The organism is Kocuria sp. WRN011, from assembly GCF_002295155.1.
Classification (GTDB): domain Bacteria; phylum Actinomycetota; class Actinomycetes; order Actinomycetales; family Micrococcaceae; genus Kocuria; species Kocuria carniphila.
Map to the genome: position 1 here is coordinate 154,729 of NZ_NSGI01000007.1, position 21,918 is coordinate 176,646.

Below are 21,918 nucleotides of genomic sequence, written 5' to 3' on the forward strand. Positions count from 1 at the left end.
GAGACTGGGGCACATGGCACAAAATCTTGAGGGTACAGACACGCCCAATTTCAGTGACAGCGCTGCGTCCACCACCGCGGTGAACGTTCCCGACAAGCCGGCCCTGGAGGGTCTGGAGGACAAGTACTCCGCGCAGTGGCGCGAGAACGGCACCTACGCCTTCGACGAGGACACCACTCGTGAGTCCGTCTACTCGATCGACACTCCCCCTCCCACGGCCTCCGGCTCCCTGCACGTGGGACACATGTTCTCCTACACGCAGACGGACGTGATCGCCCGCTACCAGCGGATGAGCGGCAAGAACGTGTTCTACCCGCTGGGCTGGGACGACAACGGCTTGCCCACCGAGCGCCGCGTGCAGAACTACTACGGCGTGCGCTGCGAACCCGGCAAGCCCTACATCGAGGGTTACCGCCCCCCGGAAAAGCCGGCCAAGAACCAGCGCGACTGGGACGTGGTCTCCCGCCAGAACTTCATCGAACTGTGTGAAGAGCTCGCTGTGGAGGACGAGAAGGTCTTCGAGCACCTCTTCTCCACACTGGGTCTGTCCGTGGACTGGAACCGTACCTACCGCACCATTGACGCTCACTCCCGCAAGGTCTCCCAGCTCGCATTCCTGAAGGACTTCGAAGCCGGTAACGCCTACATGGCCGAGGCTCCCACCATGTGGGACGTCACCTTCCGCACCGCGGTTGCCCAGGCCGAACTCGAGGACCGCGAACGCGAGGGCGCCTACCACCGCGTCTCCTTCCACCGACCGGACGGCGAGAAGGTCTTCATCGAGACCACCCGTCCCGAGCTGCTGCCCGCGTGCGTGGCCCTGGTGGCCCACCCGGACGACGAGCGTTACCAGCCGCTGTTCGGCACCACCGTGCGCTCTCCCCTGTTCGACGTGGAGGTCGAGGTCAAGGCCCACCCGCTCGCCAAGCCGGACAAGGGTTCGGGTATCGCCATGATCTGTACGTTCGGTGACCTCACCGACGTCACCTGGTGGCGCGAACTCAATCTCCCCACGCGTGCGCTGATCGGCCGCGACGGCCGTTTCCTCGCGGAGCAGCCGGAATGGATCGCCGACGGCGCCCCGGCCGAGAACTACGCGCAGGTCGCCGGCAAGACCGTGTTCTCCGCGCAGAAGGCCGTGGTGGAACTGCTCGAGGCCTCCGGTGACCTGGAGGGTGAGCCCAAGAAGATCATGCACCCGGTGAACTTCTACGAGAAGGGTGACAAGCCCCTCGAGGTCGTCACGTCCCGCCAGTGGTACATCCGCAACGGTGGTCGTGATGCGGAGCGCCGCGAGGTGCTGATCGAACGTGGCCGTGAGATCTCGTGGCACCCCACCTTCATGCGCTCTCGCTACGAGAACTGGATCGAGGGCCTCAACGGTGACTGGCTGATCTCCCGCCAACGCTTCTTCGGTGTGCCGTTCCCGGTCTGGTACCCGCTGGACGAGTCCGGCGAGCCGGACTACGACAACCCCGTGCTGCCGTCCGAGGATCAGCTGCCCGTGGATCCCACGGCCGATGTCGCTCCCGGCTACACCGAGGAACAGCGCGATCAGCCCGGCGGCTTCATGGCTGACCCGGATGTCCTGGACACCTGGGCCACCTCATCGCTCACGCCTCAGATTGCAACCGGTTGGGCCGTTGACGAGAAGCTGCACGCCAACACGTTCCCCATGGATCTGCGTCCGCAGGGCCACGACATCATCCGCACCTGGCTGTTCTCGACCGTGGTGCGCGCCGAGACCCTGGCTCAGACCGTGCCGTGGCAGCACACGGCGCTGTCCGGCTGGATCCTGGACCCGGACCGCAAGAAGATGTCCAAGTCCAAGGGCAATGTGGTGGTTCCGACCGACGTGCTCGAGAAGTACGGTTCGGACGCAGTGCGTTACTGGGCGGCCTCAGCCCGTCTGGGCGCGGACACCGCCTACGACGAGGGCCAGATGAAGATCGGCCGCCGCTTGGCGATCAAGCTGCTCAACGCATCCAAGTTCGTTTTGGCCCAGGGCGTCACGGAGGCCTCCGTGTTGGGGTCAGGGACGGACGAGTCCGTGGTCGTCAACGGCTTGGACAGGGCCCTGCTCGCACAACTGGCGGACGTGGTCACCCGTGCGACCACCGCGTTCCAGGAATACGAGTACGCCCGCGCGTTGCAGCTCATCGAGTCCTTCTTCTGGACCTTCACCGACGACTACGTGGAGCTGGTCAAGGACCGCGCCTACGGTTCGCGCGGTGAAGCGGCCCAGGCGTCCGTGCACGCGGCCCTGGCCACCACGCTGGACACCATGTTGCGCCTGTTCGCACCGTTCATCCCCTTCGCCACCGAAGAGGTCTGGTCCTGGTGGCGTTCCGATTCGGTGCACCGTGCGTCCTGGCCCGTGACCGACGGTTTCGCCGGACTGGCCCAGCAGGGCGATCCGGAGGTGCTCACCGTGGTGGGCGAGGCCCTGTCCGGTCTGCGTAAGTCCAAGTCCGAGGCCAAGGTCAAGCAGCGCACGGCCGTCACCTCGGCCACCGTCTCCGGTCCTGCCGCCCAGCTCGAGCAGCTGCGCGCGGGTCTGGACGACCTCAAGGCCGCAGGCAACGCCGCAGACCTCACGCTCACGGATGCCGACGGTGAGTTGACTGTCAGCGATGTGGAGCTGGAAGCTGCGGTCGAGGTGTAGCCGCACGGTTATATGACAACGGCGGGTGCTCCCCTAGGGGAGCACCCGCCGTTGTCTAATCAGCTATGGGATATGAGGCCAACATCCTGGTCCGTGACAGTGCAGTTCTGGACCTGCCAGGTGCACTTTCGCGGACTGGAATGTCCGAGGTCCGCGCGTCAGCTGGAGCCTTCTCAGCTACCGAGCCGACTCAGCTGAAGTCCGGGCCCTTCTCGCGGCCGCGCTTGATCTCGTAGAAACCGGGGTACGAGGCCAGTGCGAGTGCACCGTCCCAGACCTTACCGGCTTCCTCACCCTTGGGTGCCGGGGTGAACACGGGGCCGAAGAAGCCCACTCCGTTCACTGCGATGCACGGGGTGCCGATGTCTTGGCCGGCCACGGCCTGGGCGGCCTCGGTTGAGGCGCGGATCGCGGCGTCGTAATCCTCGGAGTCCTTGGCGTCGGCCAGCTCAGCGGGCAGGCCGACCTCCGCGAGGGACTCCTGGATGATCTCCAGCTCGTCCTCCATGCCGCCCGGGTGACGGCGGGTGCCCATGGCGTCGTAGAGCTTCTTGTAGTACTCGTCACCGTGCTTCTGCGCCGCAGCCTCGATCACGCGCACCATCCACATGGACTCGATGTGGCCTTGGTGGTGATTGTCCGGGTTGTTCTCGTTGAGAATACCCAGCGAGATAATGCGCCAGTTCACCTCAACGTCGCGGATCTTGTTGACCTCTTCCATCCAGCGGGAGGTCATCCAGGCCCACGGGCACAACGGATCGAACCAGAAATCGACGTGCTGCTTCTCAGACATACGGTTACCTTTCGACAGGCGGGTGCGTTGCTTTCAGGGGGTGGTCACGCGTCACGCGGACTTATGACGACGCCGCTCCGCTTCGATCATCTCGTGCGTGAAGACCTCGGGGTCGCTCAGTTTCGCCACGGAATCCGCGGTGACCAGTACCGCCGCGACGTCGTCACGGCTGGGCAGGTCGAACATGACCGGCATGAGGATGTCTTCCAGGATGGCGCGCAGACCGCGGGCGCCCGTGCCCCGCTCGATCGCCAGTTCGGCAATGGCTTCCAGGGCCTGCGGATCGAAGGTGAGTTCCACGCCGTCGAGCTGGAAGAGCTTGCGGTACTGCTTGACCAAGGCATTCTTGGGCTCGGTGAGGATCCGGACCATGTCCGAAACCGACAGTTTGGACAGTGTGGTCACGACCGGGAGGCGGCCGATGAACTCGGGGATCAGACCGAACTTCAGCAGGTCCTCCGGGCGCACCTGACCGGTGAGATCGACATCGGAGGTGTCGCGGATAGCGGCACCGAAGCCGATGCCCTTCTTACCCGTGCGCTGCTGAACGATCTCGTCGAGCCCGGCAAAGGCACCGGCCACGATGAACAGCACATTGGTGGTGTCGATGTGCAAGAACTCCTGCTGGGGGTGCTTGCGCCCGCCCTGCGGGGGAACCGATGCCACGGTCCCTTCGAGGATCTTCAGGAGCGCTTGCTGGACCCCTTCACCCGATACGTCCCGCGTGATCGAGGGGTTCTCAGATTTACGCGAAATCTTGTCGATCTCGTCGATGTAAATAATCCCTTGCTCCGCTTTCTTGATATCGAAATCGGCAGCTTGAATAAGTTTGAGGAGAATATTTTCAACGTCTTCACCTACGTATCCGGCCTCGGTGAGGGAAGTGGCATCGGCCACGGCGAACGGTACATCCAGCTTACGAGCCAAAGACTGTGCCAGATAGGTCTTGCCGGATCCGGTGGGACCCACCAACAAAATATTGGACTTGGCCACTTCGATGTCTTCTTCGTTGCCGTCAGAACCAGCAATCGAGAGGGTCTGCCCGGAGACCCCTGCGCGAATGCGCTTGTAATGGTTGTACACGGCCACCGACAACGCGCGCTTCGCGGTGTCCTGACCGATCACGTACTCCTGCAAGTGATCGTGGATCTGCTGCGGGCGCGGAAGTTCCACCTGGTCGGTTTCTTCGACCTCGGTGAGCTCTTCTTCGATGATTTCGTTGCACAGCTCGATGCACTCGTCGCAGATGTACACGCGGGGCCCGGCAATGAGCTTGCGCACCTGCTTCTGGCTCTTACCGCAGAAGGAGCATTTGAGCAGGTCAACGCTCTCTCCGATGCGCGCCATAGCCAATCCTCACAGTTCATCTAGACGTTTGCCCTCGGCACCACTTTAGGCGAGGGCGGAAGGTGCACCAAAGCTCGACACCGGTACGTGACGCGCAGCGGCGTCGCCGGAAAAAACTCTCCCGCGACGCCGCTCAGCCTACTCGTCTTACTGGGTGACGGTGACAGGCTTGTTGATCTTACGAGATTCCAAGACCTGGTCAATGATGCCGTACTCCAGCGCATCCTTAGCGGTGAGAATCTTGTCGCGCTCGATGTCGCGATTGATCTCCTCGGCGGACTTGTTGGTGTGCAGCGCCATGGTCTCTTCCAACCAGGTACGCATGCGCATGATCTCGTTGGCCTGGATCTCGATGTCCGAAGCCTGACCGCCGCCCTGACCCTCCATCGCGGGCTGGTGGATCAGCACGCGAGCGTTGGGCAGTGCCAGCCGCTTACCCGGGGTGCCACCGGCCAGCAGCACGGAGGCTGCGGACGCGGCCTGGCCCAGGCACACGGTCTGGATCTCGGGGCGGATGTACTGCATGGTGTCGTAAATGGCCGTCATAGCCGTGAACGATCCGCCCGGGGAGTTGATGTACATGGTGATGTCGCGATCCGGGTCCTGGGACTCGAGCACCAGCAGCTGCGACATGATGTCGTCAGCGGAAGTGTCGTCCACTTGAACACCCAGGAAGATGATGCGGTCTTCGAACAGCTTGGTGTACGGGTTCTGACGGCGGTAGCCGTAAGGCGTGCGCTCTTCGAAATCCGGAATCACGTAGCGGCTGGTGGGCAACTGCGGTGCAGTGGCGTGATGCAAATTCATTGGTCCGTCCTGAAATTCTTGAAGTGGTTCGTGACAGCTACGGCTGGTTACTTGGATTCCCGCATGGTTCCGCCGCCACCGGTCACGTTGCCGGCGGACTGCGCGATGTGGTCGAAGAATCCGTATTCCAGGGCGCGCTCGGCGTCGAACCAGTTGTCGCGGTCGTTGTCGCGAAGAATGGTTTCGAGGTCCTGGCCGGTCTGCTCGGCCGTGAGCTCGGCCAGGCGCTTCTTCATGGACAGGATGAGTTCGGCCTGCACGCGGATGTCGGATGCGGTGCCGCCCATGCCGCCGGAGGGCTGGTGCATGAGGATGCGGGCGTTCGGGGTCGCGTAGCGCTTGCCCTTGGTGCCGGAGGACAGCAGGAACTGGCCCATGGAGGCTGCCAGACCGGTGGCCACGGTGACTACGTCATTGGGGATCAACTGCATGGTGTCGTAAATGGCCATGCCCGCAGTCACGGAGCCACCCGGGGAGTTGATATACAGGAAGATGTCCGCCTCGGGATCCTCCGCGGAGAGCAACAGCATCTGCGAGCAGATCAGGTTGGCGTTGGTGTCACGCACCTCGGAACCGAGCCAGATGATGCGTTCCTTGAGCAAACGGTTGTAGACGTAATCGTCCTGGCCGTTGGGCGCCCCGTCCTCCATGCGCGGAGTGACCGGTGCGGCACCGTACGGCTGGATGGGAGTGGAGGTCATGGAATGCCTCTTTCTTCTGGGCGGGGTTGCGCGCGCCGGGCGCACAGCAACCCATGAACACTTTCTGTCTCAGCAGCGTAGTGCCGTACCCGCGCCGTTTCGCGGGCTCAGGCCCATTGTTCGCTGCTGGCGCATGGTCCACGACGCACGACGACGCCGCAGGCAACCTTCGCGTGGAAGGCCCCCTGCGGCGTCGTTCTGAGCCACTGTGTGCCCGCGAATAGCGGGCTCACGGATGCTTACTTGGCTTCGGTCTCGACTGCTTCTTCGGTGGCAGCCTCGTCCTCGTCGTCGGAGCCGACGAAAGCGGACAGGTCCACCTCGTTGCCCTTGGAGTCGGTGACCGTCGCGTACTCGAGAACCTTGGCGAGAGCCTTACGGCGGCGAACCTCGCCCACCATCATGCCGGCCTGGCCGGAACCGTCCAGCATCTGAGCGAACTGGTTGGGATCCATGCCGTACTGCTGGGACATGTTGATGATGTAGTCGATCAGCTCGGACTGCTCCACGCCGACCTCTTCGGCCTCGGCCACGGCATCGAGGATGATCTCGTTGCGGAAAGCGGTCTCGGCGTTCGCGCGAACCTCGGCGCGGTGCTCTTCGGTGTCGTGATCGGGCTCGGCGGAAGCCTGGGCCTCCGGCGAATCGAAGTGCTGTGACAGTTGGTCCTCGATGACCTTTTCGGGAACCGGGACCTCGATGAGCTCAACGAGCTTGTCCAGGACCTTGTCACGGGCCTCGATGCCCTGTTCGACCACGGCGGACTCGGAAGCCTGCTTCTTGAGGTCTTCCTTGAGCTCGTCAATGGTGTCGAACTCGGAAGCCAACTGAGCGAACTCGTCGTCGGCCTCGGGCAGCTCGCGCTCCTTGACGGCGGTGACCTTCACCTTGACGGTGGCGTCTGCACCGGAGTGCTCGCCGCCGGCCAACTTGGTCTCGAAGGTGGCGTCCTCGTCTGCGGAGAGACCGGTGACGGCCTCGTCCATGCCCTCGAGCATGGTTCCGGAGCCCACCTCGTAGGACAGGTCGTTGGCGGCGTCTACCTCTTCGCCGTCGACCAGAGCCTGCAGGTCCAGGGTCACGTGGTCACCCTCGGCAGCGGGGCGGTCCACGGACTTGAGGGTGCCGAAACGGGCACGCAGCTCGTCCAGTGCCTTCTGCTCGTCCTCGGTCGTTGCCTCACGGGCCTCGACCTCGACCTTGAGGCCCTTGTAGTCGGGCAGCTCGATCTCGGGGCGGATGGCCACGTTGATCTCGACCTTGGTGTCAGCTTCGCGGTTGTCGGACTCCGGTTTGGCCAGGACCTCAACCTGCGGCTGGGACAGCGGGGTCAGCTCGTTCTCGGCGAGTGCCTGCTGGTAGAAGTCATTGAGGCCCTCGTTCAGGGCGTTCTCGATCACGAAGTCGAAGCCAACGCGCTGGTCGATGAGCTTCGAGGGGACCTTACCCTTGCGGAATCCGGGGATCTGAATCTGATCGGCCAGCTGCTTGTACGTCTCTGCGACAAACGGCTTGAGATCGGCGTAAGGGATCTCAACGGTGATCTTCGCCTCGGTGGGGTTGAGTTTCTCGACGGCGCTCTTCACTTCCGTTGTACTCCTGGGGTCGTGGATGAACAGTTCTCACGGGCCAGGTTTGGCCCGGTCGGTCAACGAGCGCTCCCCTGCCATTTGATGGCGGGTTGGCGCTCAGACGTCGGGGTGACAGGACTCGAACCTGCGATCTCCTGCTCCCAAAGCAGGCGCGCTAGCCACTGCGCTACACCCCGTTGTCGGTGTATATCCGTGCATTGATGTCCGTCCGCGGGCGTAGAAAAGACCTTGGACACACCAACATCGTGCAAGTCTAGCGTGCCATATGCCGCTGAGCTGAAATTCCGCCTGTGCTGCCGCTGAATTGACTCTCAATTGGCGAGCACCGAACGCCTCGTGTAATCTTTCGGTGTCCCCGGGGGTGTAGCTCAATGGTAGAGCCCCAGTCTTCCAAACTGGCTACGCGGGTTCGATTCCCGTCACCCCCTCAGATATCCACAGCGGCCCCGCACTGATTCAGTGCAGGGCCGCTGTGCGTTCCCGCAACAGTCTCTGCTCTCTGCGCCACCCACCTTTGGCCTACAAAACCCCACCGTGGAAGGGCACTCTCGCCACCGCACATGAAGCGCCGTTAGAACCGCAGGGCACGCGTGAGGGGTCGTTAGAACCCTTGGCGGGACCAGAAAGGGTTCCAACGAAACACTAGGTGCACACGCGGGTTTTACCGGCCCACAGAACGTGCGGCGACCCGCCGAAACCAACGTGAGACAGCGTCGTCGGCGGTCGAGGGGGCGAAGTGTCGGGGTGCCGAGGTGATTCACGCGCAAGACCGCGTGTTGGGGCCTCCGAGTGCGTATCCCTCACCCCTACGTCTCGAGCTGCCAATATCTGAGGCAGAGTTCTGCGGGCCAGAACATTAGGGGTAGAGGCAAACACCTGGAGGGCGGGTTTTGCCGCGATCCTCTGCCCCAAATGTCACCGGGTGCCATGGGCTAGGGCGCCCCACGAAAAACCACCCCTGGCCGTCTTCGCCTGACGCCTGCCCCGGACCTCGCCACATCGGGCGGCCCATCTCCAACCAAACTCCTCTTCTGAGGTGGCACTCGGACCACGGCGCACACGTGAGGGGTTGTTAGAACCCTCGGCGGGCCCGAGAAAGGTTCTAACTGCGCCTGAGGTGCACAGGAAGGTTCTACCGGCGCGCCGGAGGCGGAGCCCGACCTTCCAGGGTGCACAGGAGAGTTCTACCGGCGCACCAGAGGCGGAGCCAGTACTTTCGGGGTGCTCAGGATGACCCTAGCGCCACACAAAGGATGCCGGTCGGCGCTCAGAATGCGGGGAATCCGCTACTTCTGGCACTCCGGGCACCAGTAAAGGGCGCGGCCGTTGAGGTCCTGCCGCAGAATCGTGGTGCCGCAGTGCAGGCACGGTTGGCCGTGACGGTGGTACACGTAATTGCCGTGGTGGGGCCAGGCTTCGGCCTCGGAGATGCCGGGGCGGTCCACGGGGTCGGTGGTGATGATGCGACCCACTCGCGCACCGATGTTCATGAGGGCAACATTTTCATCCCACAATCCCAGGAGGTCTTCGCGGCTCAGGGAGGCACCCGGAAGGAACGGATCAACCCCGCGGCGGAACAGAGACTCCGCGCGAAAGATGTTGCCGATCCCTGCCACCACGTTCTGCTCCATGAGCAACACGGCGATGGGACGTTTGCTCTTCCCCGCCTTGGCGATGAACGGCTCGGGGTCCGCCTCGGGGTCGAGCGGGTCCGGACCCAACTTGGCCTCCGCGACCACGGCTTCCTCGGGAGTTTCCACGGTGCACAGTGCAGGACCGCGCAGATCGGCCCACCCGTGTTCCCCCACCAACCGGGCGCGCACGGCACCGACGGGGGCGTCGGGAACGACCAGCCCGGCGTCGTCGTGCTGGACGGATGTCTCGGCCGAGGACCCGGCCTCCTGCTCCCCCACCTTGCGGGGCGCACCGATCGACGACGCCGCTTGAAACGTCTCGTCGCCGGCGAAACTCCACGCACCGTAAATGCCGAGGTGCGAGCGCAGAATGAGAAGGTCGGCGGCGTCGGACGGCGCGGCAAAACTCATGAAGAGGTGCTTGCCGTGCGCCCGGGAACCCGTGAGGACACGGCCGTCGAGCTGTGCCGCGCCCTGCGCGAAACGTCCCTGCGGGCTGGAGACACGCAGGGACTGTCCCGCGAAAACGTCGTCGAGCTGGCGAGCCAGTCGATGAATGGAATGACCTTCGGGCACGGTCAGTTCTGGGCGACGGGGCGGGCGGTGACCTGGTCGAGCTTGCCCTTGATGTCACCGGTGGTCTCGTATTCGCCCAGCTGAGCGATGCGGCGTTCGTGACGGTCTTCACCGGTGAATTCCTCCGCGAGGAAGGCCTTGACGATGTCGAGTGCTTCTTCCTTGGAGTGCTGACGACCACCGATGGCCACGACCTGCGCGTTGTTGTGGTCGCGGGCGAGCTTGGCGGTGTCCAGGTTCCAGGCCAGTGCCGCGCGAATGCCCTCGACCTTGTTGGCGGCCATCTGCTCGCCGTTGCCGGAACCGCCGAGCACGATGCCCAGGGAATCCAGACCCTGATCACGGTCTTCCTTCACGGCGCGGGCGGCGTGGATGCAGAAGGCGGGGTAGTCATCCGCGGCGTCGTACTCTTCGGGACCGTGATCGACCATGTCGTAACCGGCGGCGGACAACTGCTCGATGAAGTACTGGGACAGTTCGAGACCGGCGTGGTCGGTGGCGATGTGCACGCGCATGAGCGGGGATTCTCCTGGATCAGGTGCGGCACCGAACGGGTGTTTTCCCGGGTGACCGCGGAGGGCAATCTGACATCCACCACCGTACCGTGAGCGCCCCCAGAACCCGCTGATCAGAGGGATCATAGCTAGTTCCGGTGTGATCCTGGCCGCAGACTGCCATAATGGCTAAATGCTCGCGCGCCAGGAGCGCGCCTACCCCCAGCAGTCGAGGAGAGGATCACTCACGTGCCCGGAATCAATTTAACCCGAGAAGAAGCCGTCCAACGGGCGGAGACTGTTTCGGTCGATTCCTATGAAGTGGTCCTGGATCTCACCGATAATCCGGAGACATTCGCAGCCCGCACCACGGTCCGCTTTTCGGCCACTCCCGGGGCGAGCACGTTCATCGATGCGATCACCGCGTCCGTCGAGTCGGTCACGCTCAACGGGAAGCAGCTGGACCCCGCCGAGGTCAGTGACGGCGTGCGCATCCAGCTGCCCGATCTCGCGGAAGCCAACGAGCTGGTCGTGGAATCTCGCATGTTTTACATGAACACCGGCGAGGGCCTGCACCGCTTCGTGGACCCGGTGGACGGCGAGGTGTACCTCTACTCCCAGTTCGAGGTGGCCGATGCCCGCCGCATGTTCCCTGTATTCGAGCAGCCGGATCTGAAGGCCACGTTCCGCTTTGACGTGACTGCCCCGGATCACTGGGCCGTGGTTTCCAATCAGCCCACCCCGGAGCCCACACCAGTCCGCGAGGGTGTGGCACGGTGGGAGTTCTCCCCCACTCCCGTGATGTCCTGCTACATCACCGCGTTGATCGCTGGTCCGTACGAATCGATCACCGATTCACTGACCTCGTCAGACGGCCGCACCATTGACCTGGGCCTGTACTCGCGCAAGTCTCTGTCCGAGTTCGTGGACGCGGACGAGATGTTCGAAGTCACTAAGCAGGGCTTCGAGTTCTTCGAGGCGCAGTTCGGTGTGCCGTACCCGTTCGAGAAGTACGACCAACTGTTCGTCCCGCAGTTCAATGCCGGTGCCATGGAGAATGCCGGCGCAGTGACGTTCGTGGAGCAGTACATCTTCCGCTCCAAGCCGTCCCAGGCGCGCGTGGAACGCCGCGCGATCACCGTGCTCCACGAGCTCGCCCACATGTGGTTCGGCGACCTGGTGACCATGCGCTGGTGGAACGACCTGTGGCTCAACGAATCCTTCGCGGAATACATGTCCACGCTCGCGTGCGCCCAGAACACCAAGTACACCAACGCGTGGACCACGTTCGTGGCCGGCGAGAAGTCCTGGGGTTACGAGCAGGATCAGTTGCCCACCACACACCCCATCAAGGCGGAGATCCGCGATCTCGAAGACGTGCTGGTCAACTTCGACGGCATCACCTACGCCAAGGGCGCGTCCGTGCTCAAGCAGCTGGTCGCGTGGGTGGGTCAGGAAGAATTCATGGCCGGCCTCAACGCCTACTTCGGCAAGCACGCGTGGGCCAATACCGAGCTCTCGGACCTCATGGTTGAGCTCGAGGCCGCGAGCGGTCGCGACCTCACCGACTGGACCGAACGCTGGCTCGAGACGGCCGGCGTCAACACCTTGATTCCGCACGTTGAGGCGGACCAGGACGGTGTGATTACCTCCTTCGCGATCGAGCAGATCGGCCAGGAGGGCCACCCCACCCTGCGCCCGCACCGTTTGGCGGTCGGCTTCTACGATCACGACGACGCCGCCAACAGTCTGGTGCGCACCCACCGTGTGGAACTGGACGTGGACGGCGAGCGCACCGAGGTGCCCGAACTCGTGGGCCGCGAACGCCCGGACCTCGTGCTGCTCAACGACGACGATCTGGCCTACGCCAAGATCCGCCTGGACGAGTGCTCGCAGGACACCGCGACCAATCACCTGGGTGACTTCGAAGAGTCCCTGCCTCGCTCGCTCGTGTGGGGTGCGGCCTGGGATGCCGTGCACGACGGCGTGTCCCCCGCCCGCGCGTACGTCCAGTTGGTGTTGGCCAACATCGGCCGCGAGACGGATTCCACCGCTGTGCAAGTTCAGCTCCGTCAGCTCGACACCGTGCTCGACTACTACCTGGCTCCGAAGGACGCGGACGAGATCCGGGCCGCCGCCGCAGCCACGATCTGGGACCTGGTCGAAGCCTCTGCCCCGGGTTCGGATCACCAGTGGCAGTTCTTCCGTGCCTTCGCCCGCCGGGCCGTCACGGCGGCACAGTTCGATCAGCTCGAAGCCTTCGACCGCGGCGAGAACATCCCCTCCGGCGTGGACATGGACACCGACACCCGCTGGGTCGTGCTGACCGCTCTGGTGGCCGCAGGTCGCCGCGGTGAGACCGAGATCGACGCCGCCCTGGCTGAGGACAACACGGAGACCGGCGCGATTGCCGCGGCCACCGCGCGCGCCGCGATCCCCACGCCCGAGGCCAAGGCCGCCGCGTGGCAGCAGATCGTGGTGGACGGCTCGCTACCCAACTCGCAACAACAAGCGGCCATCGCGGGGTTCTTCCGTGTGCATGATCAGGAACTCGTGGCTCCATACGCGGACAAGTATTTCGAATCGGTCACCGACGTGTGGATCACCCGCACGCACGAGTTGTCCCAACAGATCGCGGCCGGCCTGTTCCCGCGCCTGGCCGCACAGGCAACCGTCGACGACGCTCAGCGCTTCCTCGATCAGTTGGCCGGTCAGCACAACGGCCTGCGCCGTATCGTCCTGGAACGTCAAGACGCCATCCGCCGCGCCGTGGAGGCCCAGGCCGTGGACGCCGCCGCAGCAGGACAGGAGAACACCACCGCATGAGCACACCCGAACAACCTCACCTGAACCCCCAGGCCGGCCCGCCCGAAGGTCGCCGCACGTTCACCCTGGGCGCTGTGGGTTCGAGGTCCGCGGCGGAGCCCATGACGCAACCCCCGCAGCAGGTGGGCGACGCGCGCGAGGCGGCCGAGGCGGCGTCGTCGGACTCGTTCTACGCCCAGGTGGGCGGGCACGAAACGTTCGCAAAACTCACACACGAGTTCTACCTGCGCGTGGCGGAGGACGAGGATTTCAAGGCCCTGTACCCGGAGGAGGATCTGGGGCCGGCCGAGCGCCGCCTGCGGATGTTCCTGGAGCAGTACTGGGGCGGGCCTACAACCTACTCGGAGGAACGGGGGCATCCCCGCCTGCGCATGCGGCACGCGCCGTTCCCGGTCGACACGTGGGCGCGCGAGACGTGGCTCAAGCACATGCGCGCGGCGATGGACACGCTGGAGTTGTCCCCGCTGCACGACGGCATCATGTGGGACTACTTCGACCGCGCGGCTCACGCCATGGTGAACCGACCGGGCTGAGCGCGTCGAGCTAGCTGAACGGACCACAACAGCAGGGCCGGTGCACGTACACCGGCCCTGCTGTTGTGTCCGCGAAAGTATTCAGCGCTGACCGTTCTTGACCACCACGTGGCCTGCGTCCGTGCTGAGCCGGAGCCACTGCCCGGATTCCTCGGCGGCCACGGCCACCTCGAACTCCGAGGGTGGAATGAAACCGAGCACGTCCAACCCGAAAGCGGCACCGTCCGGGATGTCCGGGACCTCCATGGGACCCCAACCGGAACTGGCACCCCAGATCTGGGACCGCACCTTGGTCACGACCGCGGCCCCCGAATCGGTGGGGACGGCGTCCGCGACCTTCTGGATTCCGGCACGCGCAACATCGCGCACGTGATGGGCGGAGACCACACCGCGCTTGGTCCAGCCACCGCGCGGGGCCACCATCCCGGCCCACGGCGCCGCGACTTCCTGCGGCGGCGCACTGATATGGACCGGTTCGCTCTTGAGCGCGGGATCGGAGAGCGAGAAGCGCGCCAACCGGTCGAGGATGGCCGATGCCGGAACCGTGAGGTCGAGGTCCGTGGGATGAGCCAGAGACACGGCACGCAGCCCGAGCACCACGGGTGAAGGGTCCAGAATGGTGGTGGGGTAAATCACCGGAACCCACGTGGCCAGGGCAAGGCCGAAGCCTTGGAGTCGCACGGCGGCGTTCGCGTCAAGGCTGCGCGCACGGCTCAGCAGGGTGGCCAGATCGGAAGCTTCCGCGGGTCCGGCCAGTGAAATACCGGGAGTCTGAGCGCCCCCAGGGTGTGTCATCGTTCGTCGAGCTCCTTGACCTCATCTGCCAGGGCGTCCAAGAGAGCCTTGTGATCCTCCGACAGTTTCTGACTTTTGCCCGTCTCCGGGTCCATTAAGACCATCACGGATTCACCCTCCGCGTAAACAGAAGAGCCGTCTTCTTCCTGCAAACGGTAAGAAATCGTGAAGGATGAGCCGCCCACCTTGGAGATCCAGGTCCTGACGTACACAGGTTCGTGACGGTAGAACAGCTGTTCCTTGTAGTCGATGTTCTGGTGCACCACCACGGTGCGGATATCACCGATCGACTCACGGAACGTAGTGTCCTCCGGGATGCCGTGATCGGCATCCGCCTTGATCGGTGAGGAGGTCAAGCGCACGCGGGCGTCCTCGAAGAAACGCACCATGATCACGTTGTTGATGTGACCGTAGGCGTCCATGTCCGAGAAACGCATTTGAATGGGGATGGTTATGGAAGTCATGTCCCCATCAGATCACATCAGCGTCAGCACTAGAGTGGTGGCCATGAGTGTTGATCCCCAGAAGGAACCCGTGAAAGCCCTGCTCCAGATGTTGGACCTGGCGGACGGTGGAGGGGCAAGAACCCTCGAGGACATTTTCGTCGGTCAGACGATCACCAGCATGCGTAACCGTGTCTATGGCGGGCAGGTGCTGGCCCAGGCCGCGATGGCGGCGATCCGCACGGTTCCCGAGGACCGCGCGATCCACTCGATGCACGCGTACTTTCTGCGCCCCGGGGACGTGAACTTCCCGATCACCTTTGGTGTGGAGCGGGTTCGCGACGGGCGTTCGTTCTCCGCTCGCCGAATCCACGCGTATCAGGACGGTAAGACGATCCTGTCCATGATTGCGTCGTTCCAGGCCACCTCCGGCGGCCTGGACCACCAGGACGAGATGCCGCTCAACGTGCCGGATCCGGAGACGCTGCCCACGCTGCGCGACCTGCTGGGCAGCATCGACCTTCCGGAGGCCCGGGCCACCGCGTTCGAGCGGCCCTTCGACATGCGTTACGTGACCGAGCCGCTGTTCCTGCCGTGGCGCGGCACCAACGAGGCGTACAACGCGGTGTGGATCAAGGCTCTCGCGCCCTTGCCCGACGATCCCAACATCCATCGCGCGGCCCTGGCCTACGCCTCGGACTACACGATGCTCGAACCCGTGCTGCGCCGTCACGGCAAGTCCTGGGTCGAACCCGGCCTCAACGTGGCGTCCCTGGACCACGCGATGTGGTGGCACCGTGACGCCCGCGCGGACGAATGGATCCTCTACGTCCAGGCCTCCCCCAGTGCGTCCTCGGCTCGCGGGCTGGGCGTGGGACGCATGTTCACCCAGGACGGCTTGCTGATCGCCACGACCGCCCAGGAAGGCATGATGCGCCTTCCCGAGTTCCACTCGGAGTAGCAACCACACACGACGACGGCGCCCGCTCGCGTGAGCGGGCGCCGTCGGCGTTGGTGCCGGGCAGGAAATGTGTGTTCAGCGTGCGAGCCGCACGCCGCGGCGACTCACCGCGATCCCCAGGCCGGCGCAGGCCAGACCGACCGCGAGGGCGACCCCGTAGTTGCTGTAGGCCGCGATGGTGAGCCCAGCCCACGCGCCCACGGTGCCACCGAGCATGCTGATGGAGGTCAGCAACGTGAAGTCACCGCCGGGATTCTCGGTGCGCGCCAGGCCGAGATTGACCGCATAGATACCCGTGTTCATGATCGTGTAGCCGGCCAGAACGCACGAGGTTCCCAGTACGCCGAAGGCCAGTTCCAACCCACCGCCCACGGGCCACAGTGTGGTGATGACCGGGATGAAACTGAGTCCGCCGATGAGCTGGATACCCGCACCCAGGAGCATGGTTGTGGCCCTACCCCAGCGGCGGCACATGCGCCCGCCCGCAAGGGCCGCGGCCAGCGCGGGCACCGAGGCCACGACCGAGGTGACCACACCGATCCGGGTCAGCGACCAGCCCGCATCCACGAGCGCGGGAGTGACCAGGGACCACAGTGCACCGGACCCCAGGGCGATCAGGGGAACGGCCACGAGAGCCCAGGTGCGCGCGCCCGGCTGGGACAGGACACCGAACATGTCCTTGAACGTGATCCGCGAGCTGGACCTCGGTGCGCGCGGCGGCTCCACATAGCGCGCCACCGTGGCCAGGGCCAACGCGGTGAAGAATACGAGGGTCAGGACTGCCGCGCGCCATCCCCACAGGTCGTACACGAGCAGCGCAAGGCCACCGCCCACAAGGGTTCCCAGATAACTGGCGGCAACTTGAATGCCCGCACCCTTGTTGTGCTGGGCCGAATCCAGCCCCCGCACGGACAGCGCGTCCGCGGCAATGTCCTGGGTGGCGGAGAACAGCACGAAGGCACCGGCCAGAATCACCACGGTGCCCAGGCCCTGCACCGGATCGGCGACCAGGGCGAGCCCCAGCAGGCTCAACACCATGAGCGACTGCAGGATCAGTAACCACGTGCGGTAGTGACCGGACGCCGTGCGCGGTGACCAGCGGTCCAGCAGCGGAGCCCAGAGGAATTTGAGGGGCCAGACCAGTCCGAGCAGTTGTAACAAGCCGAGCGTCGAGAGGTCCGCTCCCCCGTCGCGCAGGATGCCCGTCAATCCGGTGGACAGGAACGACGCCCCGATGAACTGGGTCGTGTACAGGGCCCACAGCAGGATCCAAAAACTCCGGTGCGCGGTCGAAGCGGGTGCCGTGCGGTCACCCGAGAGAGCTGTGCTCATGCGTGCCTCCAATAGGCGGTAGCGCAAACATTGTTCTTGGGGAGCTCGAAGCGGGTTCGCAGAGTCGACGTCAGCTGCCGGTTCGCGGCCGCCTCGACCGCGATCCACACGCGGTCCCGTTCCGTGGGAGGCTCCTGATCCCAGTGTTCGGTGAGAGCTTCCGCAATTCCGGGACCGTTGTCGTCCCGGTGTACCCAGCGCACCCGGTGCTGCGGGCCGCTGGTCACGGGCAGCAAGTGATCCCTGGGATCCAGGTGTTCGAGCCACACCTCGGCCGATTGGTCGCCCAGGTGTTCGAGCATGGAATTGACCGCCGGCAGGCTCGCGGGGTCACCCACGATGATCGTGCGTCCCGGCCACGGTGCGTCCAGCGTCATGGCCGGAGCGGCCGCGGTGGACGACGGCGCCGCGCGACGTCGAGCGCGCTTCTTCAGTTCCCACGGTGGCGCACTGCCGAGCAAGGACGCGCCGATGGTGTCACCGGCCACGCACGTTCGGGCCCAGTCCGAGGCCACACCCTCGTGCAGCGCGAATTCGAGCCAGAATTTACCCTCCGCCGGTTCCGGGTCCACGACCGTGAAGGCCCGTTGGTGCGAGCGGCCGTTGTCGTCGAACCACAACCGCAGCCACATGGAGGGAAACGGTGGCCAGCGGGTGAGTAAGCCACCGTCGGCCACCTGGATCCGGACGTAAGTGGGACTGACGTGACGGCGGCGCAGGACGGTCAGTTCCGTCTCCGTTGAGCCCAGGGCTCGAATCACCAAATGCTCCCATTCGGGCATTCGTGGACTCCTTTAGTTCGTGTTCGACGGATCACACAAGCAATGTTAGGTTAGCCTAACCTATTCGATATTAGAGCATAGTCGTATGCCCTAATTCATGTTTTTGACCCCTACGGGAAGACGCACCTTCATGAGCTCACCGTTGCTGAATGGCTCAACCGTCCCTCACCTCATGCGGGCCGTCACCACGGCCACCGCCGCCGGCGCCGCCCGGTTGGCCGCAGCCGACATCCCCCACAGTCCGGCCGACCATGACCAGCTGCGCAGCATGTTCGACCGGGTTGACCTCAACGAACACCTGCGCGATTTGGATTCCGCCATCGACGAGATCGACCGGTTGTGGTTGCAGCACGCCGTGTGGTTCCACCACCCCCAAACCATCGCCCACCTGAACTGTCCCGTGGCCCTTCCGGCCGTCGCTGCCGACGCACTGGCCGCGACCGTCAACACCTCGATGGATACGTGGGACCAGTCCAAGGGAGCAACGTTGATCGAACGAAAAATTCTGGCGTGGACCGCAGAGCAGATCGGATTCCCCCGCGAGGCGGACGGAATGTTCACCCCCGGCGGCACCACGTCCAATTTGCAGGCGCTCATGCTGGCCCGGGACGAATCGCTGGAGGCGAGCGGGCGGATTCCCGGAGCGGCTCCCCGCCCCGTCCGCGCGGCCCGGCTGCGGATCCTGGCGAGCGCCGAGAGTCATTTCTCGGTGGTCACGGCCGCGCGCATCCTGGGTCTCGACGACGACGCCGTGGTCACCGTTCCCGTCGACGCGGACGGCCGCATGTGCGTTGCCGCGCTGAACGAGTTGGTCAACGGTCTCGAACAGCAAGGTCTCACTGCGCTGGCCGTGGTCGCCACGGCCGGTACCACGGACCGCGGTGTGGTGGATCCGCTCGATGAGATTGCCGCGCTGTGCCGCACCCACAAGGTGTGGTTGCACGTGGACGGGGCCTACGGCGGAGGGTTGCTCGCCAGTACCCGTCATCGCGGAAAGCTCGCGGGCATCCAGCACGCGGATTCGGTGACCATCGACTTCCACAAGACGTGGTTCCAACCGGTGAGCTGCTCGGTGGTGATGGTTCGGGAGGGCCGTACGCTGCGGCACTGCACCCACCACGCGGCATATCTCAACCCCGCGGACACCCCCGAGCCCAATCAGGTGGACCGTTCGCTGCAGACCACGCGCCGCTTCGACGCGCTCAAGATCTGGCTCACCCTGCGCACTCTGGGTGCCGAGGTGATCGGGGACATGCTCGATCAGGTCATCGAGTTGGCCCAGCAGGTCGCGGACACCTTGGAACAAGACCCGCGCTTCGAACTCGTGTGCCGTCCTTCATTGAGCACCGTGTTGTTCCGCTGGCTCCCATCGGACGGCACCCCGCCGGACGACCTGGTCCGCGCGATCAGGCGCCGGGTGTGGGAATCGGGCCACGCCACGATTGCCGAAACCGTGATCGAGGGCCGCCCGTGCCTGAAGATCACGCTGCTCAATCCTGAGGCAACCCATGCGGACGTCATGAGCGTCATGACACTCATCCACCGCGCCGGCCAATCCCTGCTCGCACCCTCCGCCACCTACCGGGAGGCCGCGGTATGACTTCGCAGCATTGTTCTCCCGCCACACCGACTGCGACGACTCACGGAGCGGAAGACGAACCGCTCGATATTCTGTGCGTTGGTATCGGGCCGTTCGGCCTGGGTCTCGCGTGTCTCGCGGACCCACTCGACAACCTGTCGGTCGCGTTCCTGGACCGGGCACCAGAATTCAACTGGCACCCCGGTCTGCTCTTCGACCGAGCGACCCTGCAGGTTCCGTTCCTTGCCGACCTGGTCACCATGGCGGACCCCACTTCGCGGTTCTCGTTCTTGGCCTGGCTCAAGGAGACGGGCAAGCTCTACCCGTTCTACGTGCGCGAATCCTTCTACCCATTGCGCCGCGAGTACAACGACTACTGCCGCTGGGCCGCCCATAACGTGCGCGGACTGCACTGGGGCCAGAACGTCGTGGCCGTCACCCGATCTGCCACCGGGGACCCGTGGCGAGTGACTTCTGATGGGCCGGACGGGCCCACCACGTGGTGGACCCGTCACCTGGTGATCGGCACCGGAACCAGTGCCACGGTGCCTCCTCAGCTCGACGGCGTCGGCCGGGCTGCCGTGCACGCCGGCGAGTACCTGACCCATCGCGAGCGCCTGGCCGCCGAGAACCACGTGACCGTCGTGGGTTCCGGTCAGTCGGCGGCGGAGGTCGTGCTGGACCTTCTCAACACCGAGGACGGACCCGCGGTCGACTGGATCACTCGGTCTCCGCGTTTCTTCCCCATGGAGTACTCCAAGCTGAGCTTGGAACTCACCTCGCCCGAGTACCTGGATCATTTCCGCGCCCTGCCGGAGCAGACGCGCGATCGTGTCAATGCCTGCCAACCACAACTGCACCGGGGCATTTCCGACGAGACCATCAGTGAGTTGCACGAGGCGTTGTACGTGCGCCGTAACTCCGGTTCGCACGCTCCGGTTCGGTTGCTCGCCGCCACGGAACTGACCCGGTCACAATCCCACGATGGCAGAGTGCTGCTGTCCTGGCGGAACACCGAGAACGGCCACGAGCGGGAGACGATCACGGACGCCGTGGTGGCCGGCACCGGGTACGCCCCGTCCTCACTGCCGTGGCTGGAAGAGGCGCGGGACCAGCTGTTCCTGGATTCTGCAGGTCGCATTTCGCCGGACCGCTACCACCGCGCCAGCGCGGACGGCACCGTGCACGTGCTCAACCACGGTGAACACACTCACGCTCTCACCGCTCCCGACCTGGGAATGGGACCGCTGCGCAACGCCCACATCCTCAATCGCATCGTTGGCTCGAAGCAGTACAGAACCGAGGAGCGCACCACCTTCCAGAGCTTCGGGAGGCTCCCCCAAGCGCGACCAGTGCCGTGTCTGGACGGGGCGCCCGGTGCCGTCGGTAATGGTGACGATATTCGGTTCACGACCGAGTGCCAGGGGCGGCGCTTCGAGTTCCGGCATGTGGCCGTCGACCGTGACCTTCCGGTGCTGCATGACTGGTTGAGCCAGCCGCGCGCGGCCGCGTGGCACCTGGTGGACGCATCGCAGCAAGCAGTGGCCACCGAGTATCGCCGCATGGCCGAAGCCCCCTCGGAAACAGCGTGGTTGGTCCACGAAAATGGTCACCCGTTGGCGCTCGTAGAAACCTACGACCCGGCATGCAGTCCGTTGACTGAGGTGTTCCCCGTGCGCGACGGAGACGCCGGACTGCACCTGTTCCTGGCACCCACCTCCGAACCGGTGAGTGGCACGACCGGCGCGGTCATGGCCGCCGCCCTGGACCTGCTGTGGGCGGACCCGGTGGTTCAGCGAGTGCTCGTGGAACCCGATGTACACAATCACGCGGTGCGAGCGGTCAACCGCAAAGCAGGATTCCGGGAGCTGGAGCACGTGGTCCTCCCGGACAAGACAGCGTGTCTGTCCGTGCTGGAACGGCCGCTTGCGTCCCAAAACTCTTGGCGCGACGTCGGCGGAGCGAACACCACGCGATGGGAACCCGCCGAGCAGCGGCCCGCCGTCCTGGACTCATCGATCTGAACCCGTCGTACTGACCTCGACACACCAAGGATTC

The 21,918-nt window shown here is 64.6% G+C and carries 17 protein-coding genes and 2 tRNA genes; 7 read left to right on the forward strand and 12 right to left on the reverse strand.

Annotated features, from left to right (window positions below):
• Positions 1–13 precede the first annotated feature (13 nt).
• Positions 14–2,665, forward strand: coding sequence for a valine--tRNA ligase (gene valS / locus CKW39_RS11350; protein WP_095798226.1), 2,652 nt, complete (start codon positions 14–16; stop codon positions 2,663–2,665).
• Positions 2,666–2,855: 190 nt separating this feature from the next.
• On the opposite strand, the gene CKW39_RS11355 is transcribed toward valS, so the two are convergent.
• The 6 genes from CKW39_RS11355 to CKW39_RS11380 form a co-directional block, all read right to left on the reverse strand.
• A complete protein-coding gene (locus tag CKW39_RS11355) occupies positions 2,856–3,458 on the reverse strand; it encodes a DsbA family protein (RefSeq protein ID WP_095798227.1) in 603 nt (200 codons plus the stop codon).
• A 51-nt stretch (positions 3,459–3,509) separates the two neighbouring features.
• The gene (clpX, locus tag CKW39_RS11360) at positions 3,510–4,805 is read right to left on the reverse strand and encodes an ATP-dependent Clp protease ATP-binding subunit ClpX (protein ID WP_095798228.1); all 1,296 of its coding nucleotides are present in this window, start codon (positions 4,803–4,805) and stop codon (positions 3,510–3,512) included.
• 147 nt (positions 4,806–4,952) lie between these two features.
• On the reverse strand, positions 4,953–5,612 hold the full coding sequence (locus CKW39_RS11365; RefSeq protein WP_095798229.1) for an ATP-dependent Clp protease proteolytic subunit: 660 nt from the start codon (positions 5,610–5,612) through the stop codon (positions 4,953–4,955).
• A gap of 47 nt (positions 5,613–5,659) precedes the next feature.
• On the reverse strand, positions 5,660–6,262 hold the full coding sequence (locus CKW39_RS11370; RefSeq protein ID WP_095798314.1) for an ATP-dependent Clp protease proteolytic subunit: 603 nt from the start codon (positions 6,260–6,262) through the stop codon (positions 5,660–5,662).
• A 290-nt stretch (positions 6,263–6,552) separates the two neighbouring features.
• A complete protein-coding gene (gene tig, locus CKW39_RS11375) occupies positions 6,553–7,899 on the reverse strand; it encodes a trigger factor (RefSeq protein ID WP_095798230.1) in 1,347 nt (448 codons plus the stop codon).
• 109 nt (positions 7,900–8,008) lie between these two features.
• A tRNA-Pro gene (locus CKW39_RS11380) sits at positions 8,009–8,081 on the reverse strand.
• Positions 8,082–8,262: 181 nt separating this feature from the next.
• Here CKW39_RS11380 and CKW39_RS11385 point away from each other — a divergent pair.
• Positions 8,263–8,333, forward strand: a tRNA-Gly gene (locus tag CKW39_RS11385).
• 858 nt (positions 8,334–9,191) lie between these two features.
• Here CKW39_RS11385 and CKW39_RS11390 read toward each other — a convergent pair.
• Both CKW39_RS11390 and CKW39_RS11395 read right to left on the reverse strand, forming a co-directional pair.
• On the reverse strand, positions 9,192–10,115 hold the full coding sequence (locus CKW39_RS11390; RefSeq protein WP_095798231.1) for an Fpg/Nei family DNA glycosylase: 924 nt from the start codon (positions 10,113–10,115) through the stop codon (positions 9,192–9,194).
• Positions 10,116–10,117: 2 nt separating this feature from the next.
• Complete coding sequence (locus CKW39_RS11395) at positions 10,118–10,630, reverse strand: ribose-5-phosphate isomerase (RefSeq protein ID WP_095798232.1); 513 nt, start codon at positions 10,628–10,630, stop codon at positions 10,118–10,120.
• A gap of 228 nt (positions 10,631–10,858) precedes the next feature.
• Here CKW39_RS11395 and pepN point away from each other — a divergent pair, with 228 nt between their 5' ends.
• On the forward strand, positions 10,859–13,435 hold the full coding sequence (gene pepN / locus CKW39_RS11400; RefSeq protein ID WP_095798233.1) for an aminopeptidase N: 2,577 nt from the start codon (positions 10,859–10,861) through the stop codon (positions 13,433–13,435).
• A 101-nt stretch (positions 13,436–13,536) separates the two neighbouring features.
• Positions 13,537–13,968, forward strand: a complete 432-nt coding sequence (locus tag CKW39_RS11405; protein WP_095798315.1) for a globin — start codon at positions 13,537–13,539, stop codon at positions 13,966–13,968.
• Positions 13,969–14,049: 81 nt separating this feature from the next.
• Here the strand turns inward: CKW39_RS11405 and CKW39_RS11410 are convergent, their stop codons facing one another.
• Both CKW39_RS11410 and CKW39_RS11415 read right to left on the reverse strand, forming a co-directional pair.
• Positions 14,050–14,763 carry a hypothetical protein gene (locus tag CKW39_RS11410; RefSeq protein WP_095798234.1) on the reverse strand — a complete coding sequence of 238 codons (714 nt, stop codon included), beginning with the start codon at positions 14,761–14,763 and terminating at the stop codon, positions 14,050–14,052.
• Positions 14,760–15,227 carry a thioesterase family protein gene (locus tag CKW39_RS11415; protein WP_095798235.1) on the reverse strand — a complete coding sequence of 156 codons (468 nt, stop codon included), beginning with the start codon at positions 15,225–15,227 and terminating at the stop codon, positions 14,760–14,762. The genes CKW39_RS11410 and CKW39_RS11415 overlap by 4 nt, the downstream gene beginning before the upstream one ends.
• Before the next feature lie 43 nt (positions 15,228–15,270).
• Between CKW39_RS11415 and CKW39_RS11420 the strand changes: the two genes are divergently transcribed.
• Positions 15,271–16,167, forward strand: coding sequence for an acyl-CoA thioesterase II (locus tag CKW39_RS11420; RefSeq protein WP_095798316.1), 897 nt, complete (start codon positions 15,271–15,273; stop codon positions 16,165–16,167).
• Between the two features lie 75 nt (positions 16,168–16,242).
• Here the strand turns inward: CKW39_RS11420 and CKW39_RS11425 are convergent, their stop codons facing one another.
• Entirely contained in the window at positions 16,243–17,499 is a 1,257-nt protein-coding gene (locus CKW39_RS11425) for an MFS transporter (RefSeq protein WP_095798236.1), read from the reverse strand.
• Positions 17,496–18,281, reverse strand: coding sequence for a siderophore-interacting protein (locus CKW39_RS11430; RefSeq protein WP_095798237.1), 786 nt, complete (start codon positions 18,279–18,281; stop codon positions 17,496–17,498). The genes CKW39_RS11425 and CKW39_RS11430 overlap by 4 nt, the downstream gene beginning before the upstream one ends.
• A gap of 130 nt (positions 18,282–18,411) precedes the next feature.
• Here CKW39_RS11430 and CKW39_RS11435 point away from each other — a divergent pair, with 130 nt between their 5' ends.
• Both CKW39_RS11435 and CKW39_RS11440 read left to right on the forward strand, forming a co-directional pair.
• The gene (locus CKW39_RS11435; RefSeq protein ID WP_095798238.1) at positions 18,412–19,881 is read left to right on the forward strand and encodes a pyridoxal-dependent decarboxylase; all 1,470 of its coding nucleotides are present in this window, start codon (positions 18,412–18,414) and stop codon (positions 19,879–19,881) included.
• On the forward strand, positions 19,878–21,884 hold the full coding sequence (locus CKW39_RS11440) for a GNAT family N-acetyltransferase (protein ID WP_095798239.1): 2,007 nt from the start codon (positions 19,878–19,880) through the stop codon (positions 21,882–21,884). Before CKW39_RS11435 ends, CKW39_RS11440 begins: the two co-directional genes overlap by 4 nt.
• Positions 21,885–21,918 lie beyond the last annotated feature (34 nt).

Bases quoted from the DNA above. Each gene is read 5' to 3' on its own strand.
- CKW39_RS11425 (WP_095798236.1), bottom strand. From the start codon at position 17,499: ATGAGCACAGCTCTCTCGGGTGACCGCACGGCACCCGCTTCGACCGCG.
- CKW39_RS11435 (WP_095798238.1), top strand. From the start codon at position 18,412: ATGAGCTCACCGTTGCTGAATGGCTCAACCGTCCCTCACCTCATGCGG.
- CKW39_RS11395 (WP_095798232.1), bottom strand. From the start codon at position 10,630: ATGCGCGTGCACATCGCCACCGACCACGCCGGTCTCGAACTGTCCCAG.
- CKW39_RS11440 (WP_095798239.1), top strand. From the start codon at position 19,878: ATGACTTCGCAGCATTGTTCTCCCGCCACACCGACTGCGACGACTCAC.
- CKW39_RS11355 (WP_095798227.1), bottom strand. From the start codon at position 3,458: ATGTCTGAGAAGCAGCACGTCGATTTCTGGTTCGATCCGTTGTGCCCG.
- valS (WP_095798226.1), top strand. From the start codon at position 14: ATGGCACAAAATCTTGAGGGTACAGACACGCCCAATTTCAGTGACAGC.
- CKW39_RS11370 (WP_095798314.1), bottom strand. From the start codon at position 6,262: ATGGAGGACGGGGCGCCCAACGGCCAGGACGATTACGTCTACAACCGT.
- CKW39_RS11415 (WP_095798235.1), bottom strand. From the start codon at position 15,227: ATGACTTCCATAACCATCCCCATTCAAATGCGTTTCTCGGACATGGAC.
- CKW39_RS11430 (WP_095798237.1), bottom strand. From the start codon at position 18,281: ATGCCCGAATGGGAGCATTTGGTGATTCGAGCCCTGGGCTCAACGGAG.
- CKW39_RS11405 (WP_095798315.1), top strand. From the start codon at position 13,537: ATGACGCAACCCCCGCAGCAGGTGGGCGACGCGCGCGAGGCGGCCGAG.
- CKW39_RS11420 (WP_095798316.1), top strand. From the start codon at position 15,271: ATGAGTGTTGATCCCCAGAAGGAACCCGTGAAAGCCCTGCTCCAGATG.
- clpX (WP_095798228.1), bottom strand. From the start codon at position 4,805: ATGGCGCGCATCGGAGAGAGCGTTGACCTGCTCAAATGCTCCTTCTGC.
- CKW39_RS11365 (WP_095798229.1), bottom strand. From the start codon at position 5,612: ATGAATTTGCATCACGCCACTGCACCGCAGTTGCCCACCAGCCGCTAC.
- CKW39_RS11410 (WP_095798234.1), bottom strand. From the start codon at position 14,763: ATGACACACCCTGGGGGCGCTCAGACTCCCGGTATTTCACTGGCCGGA.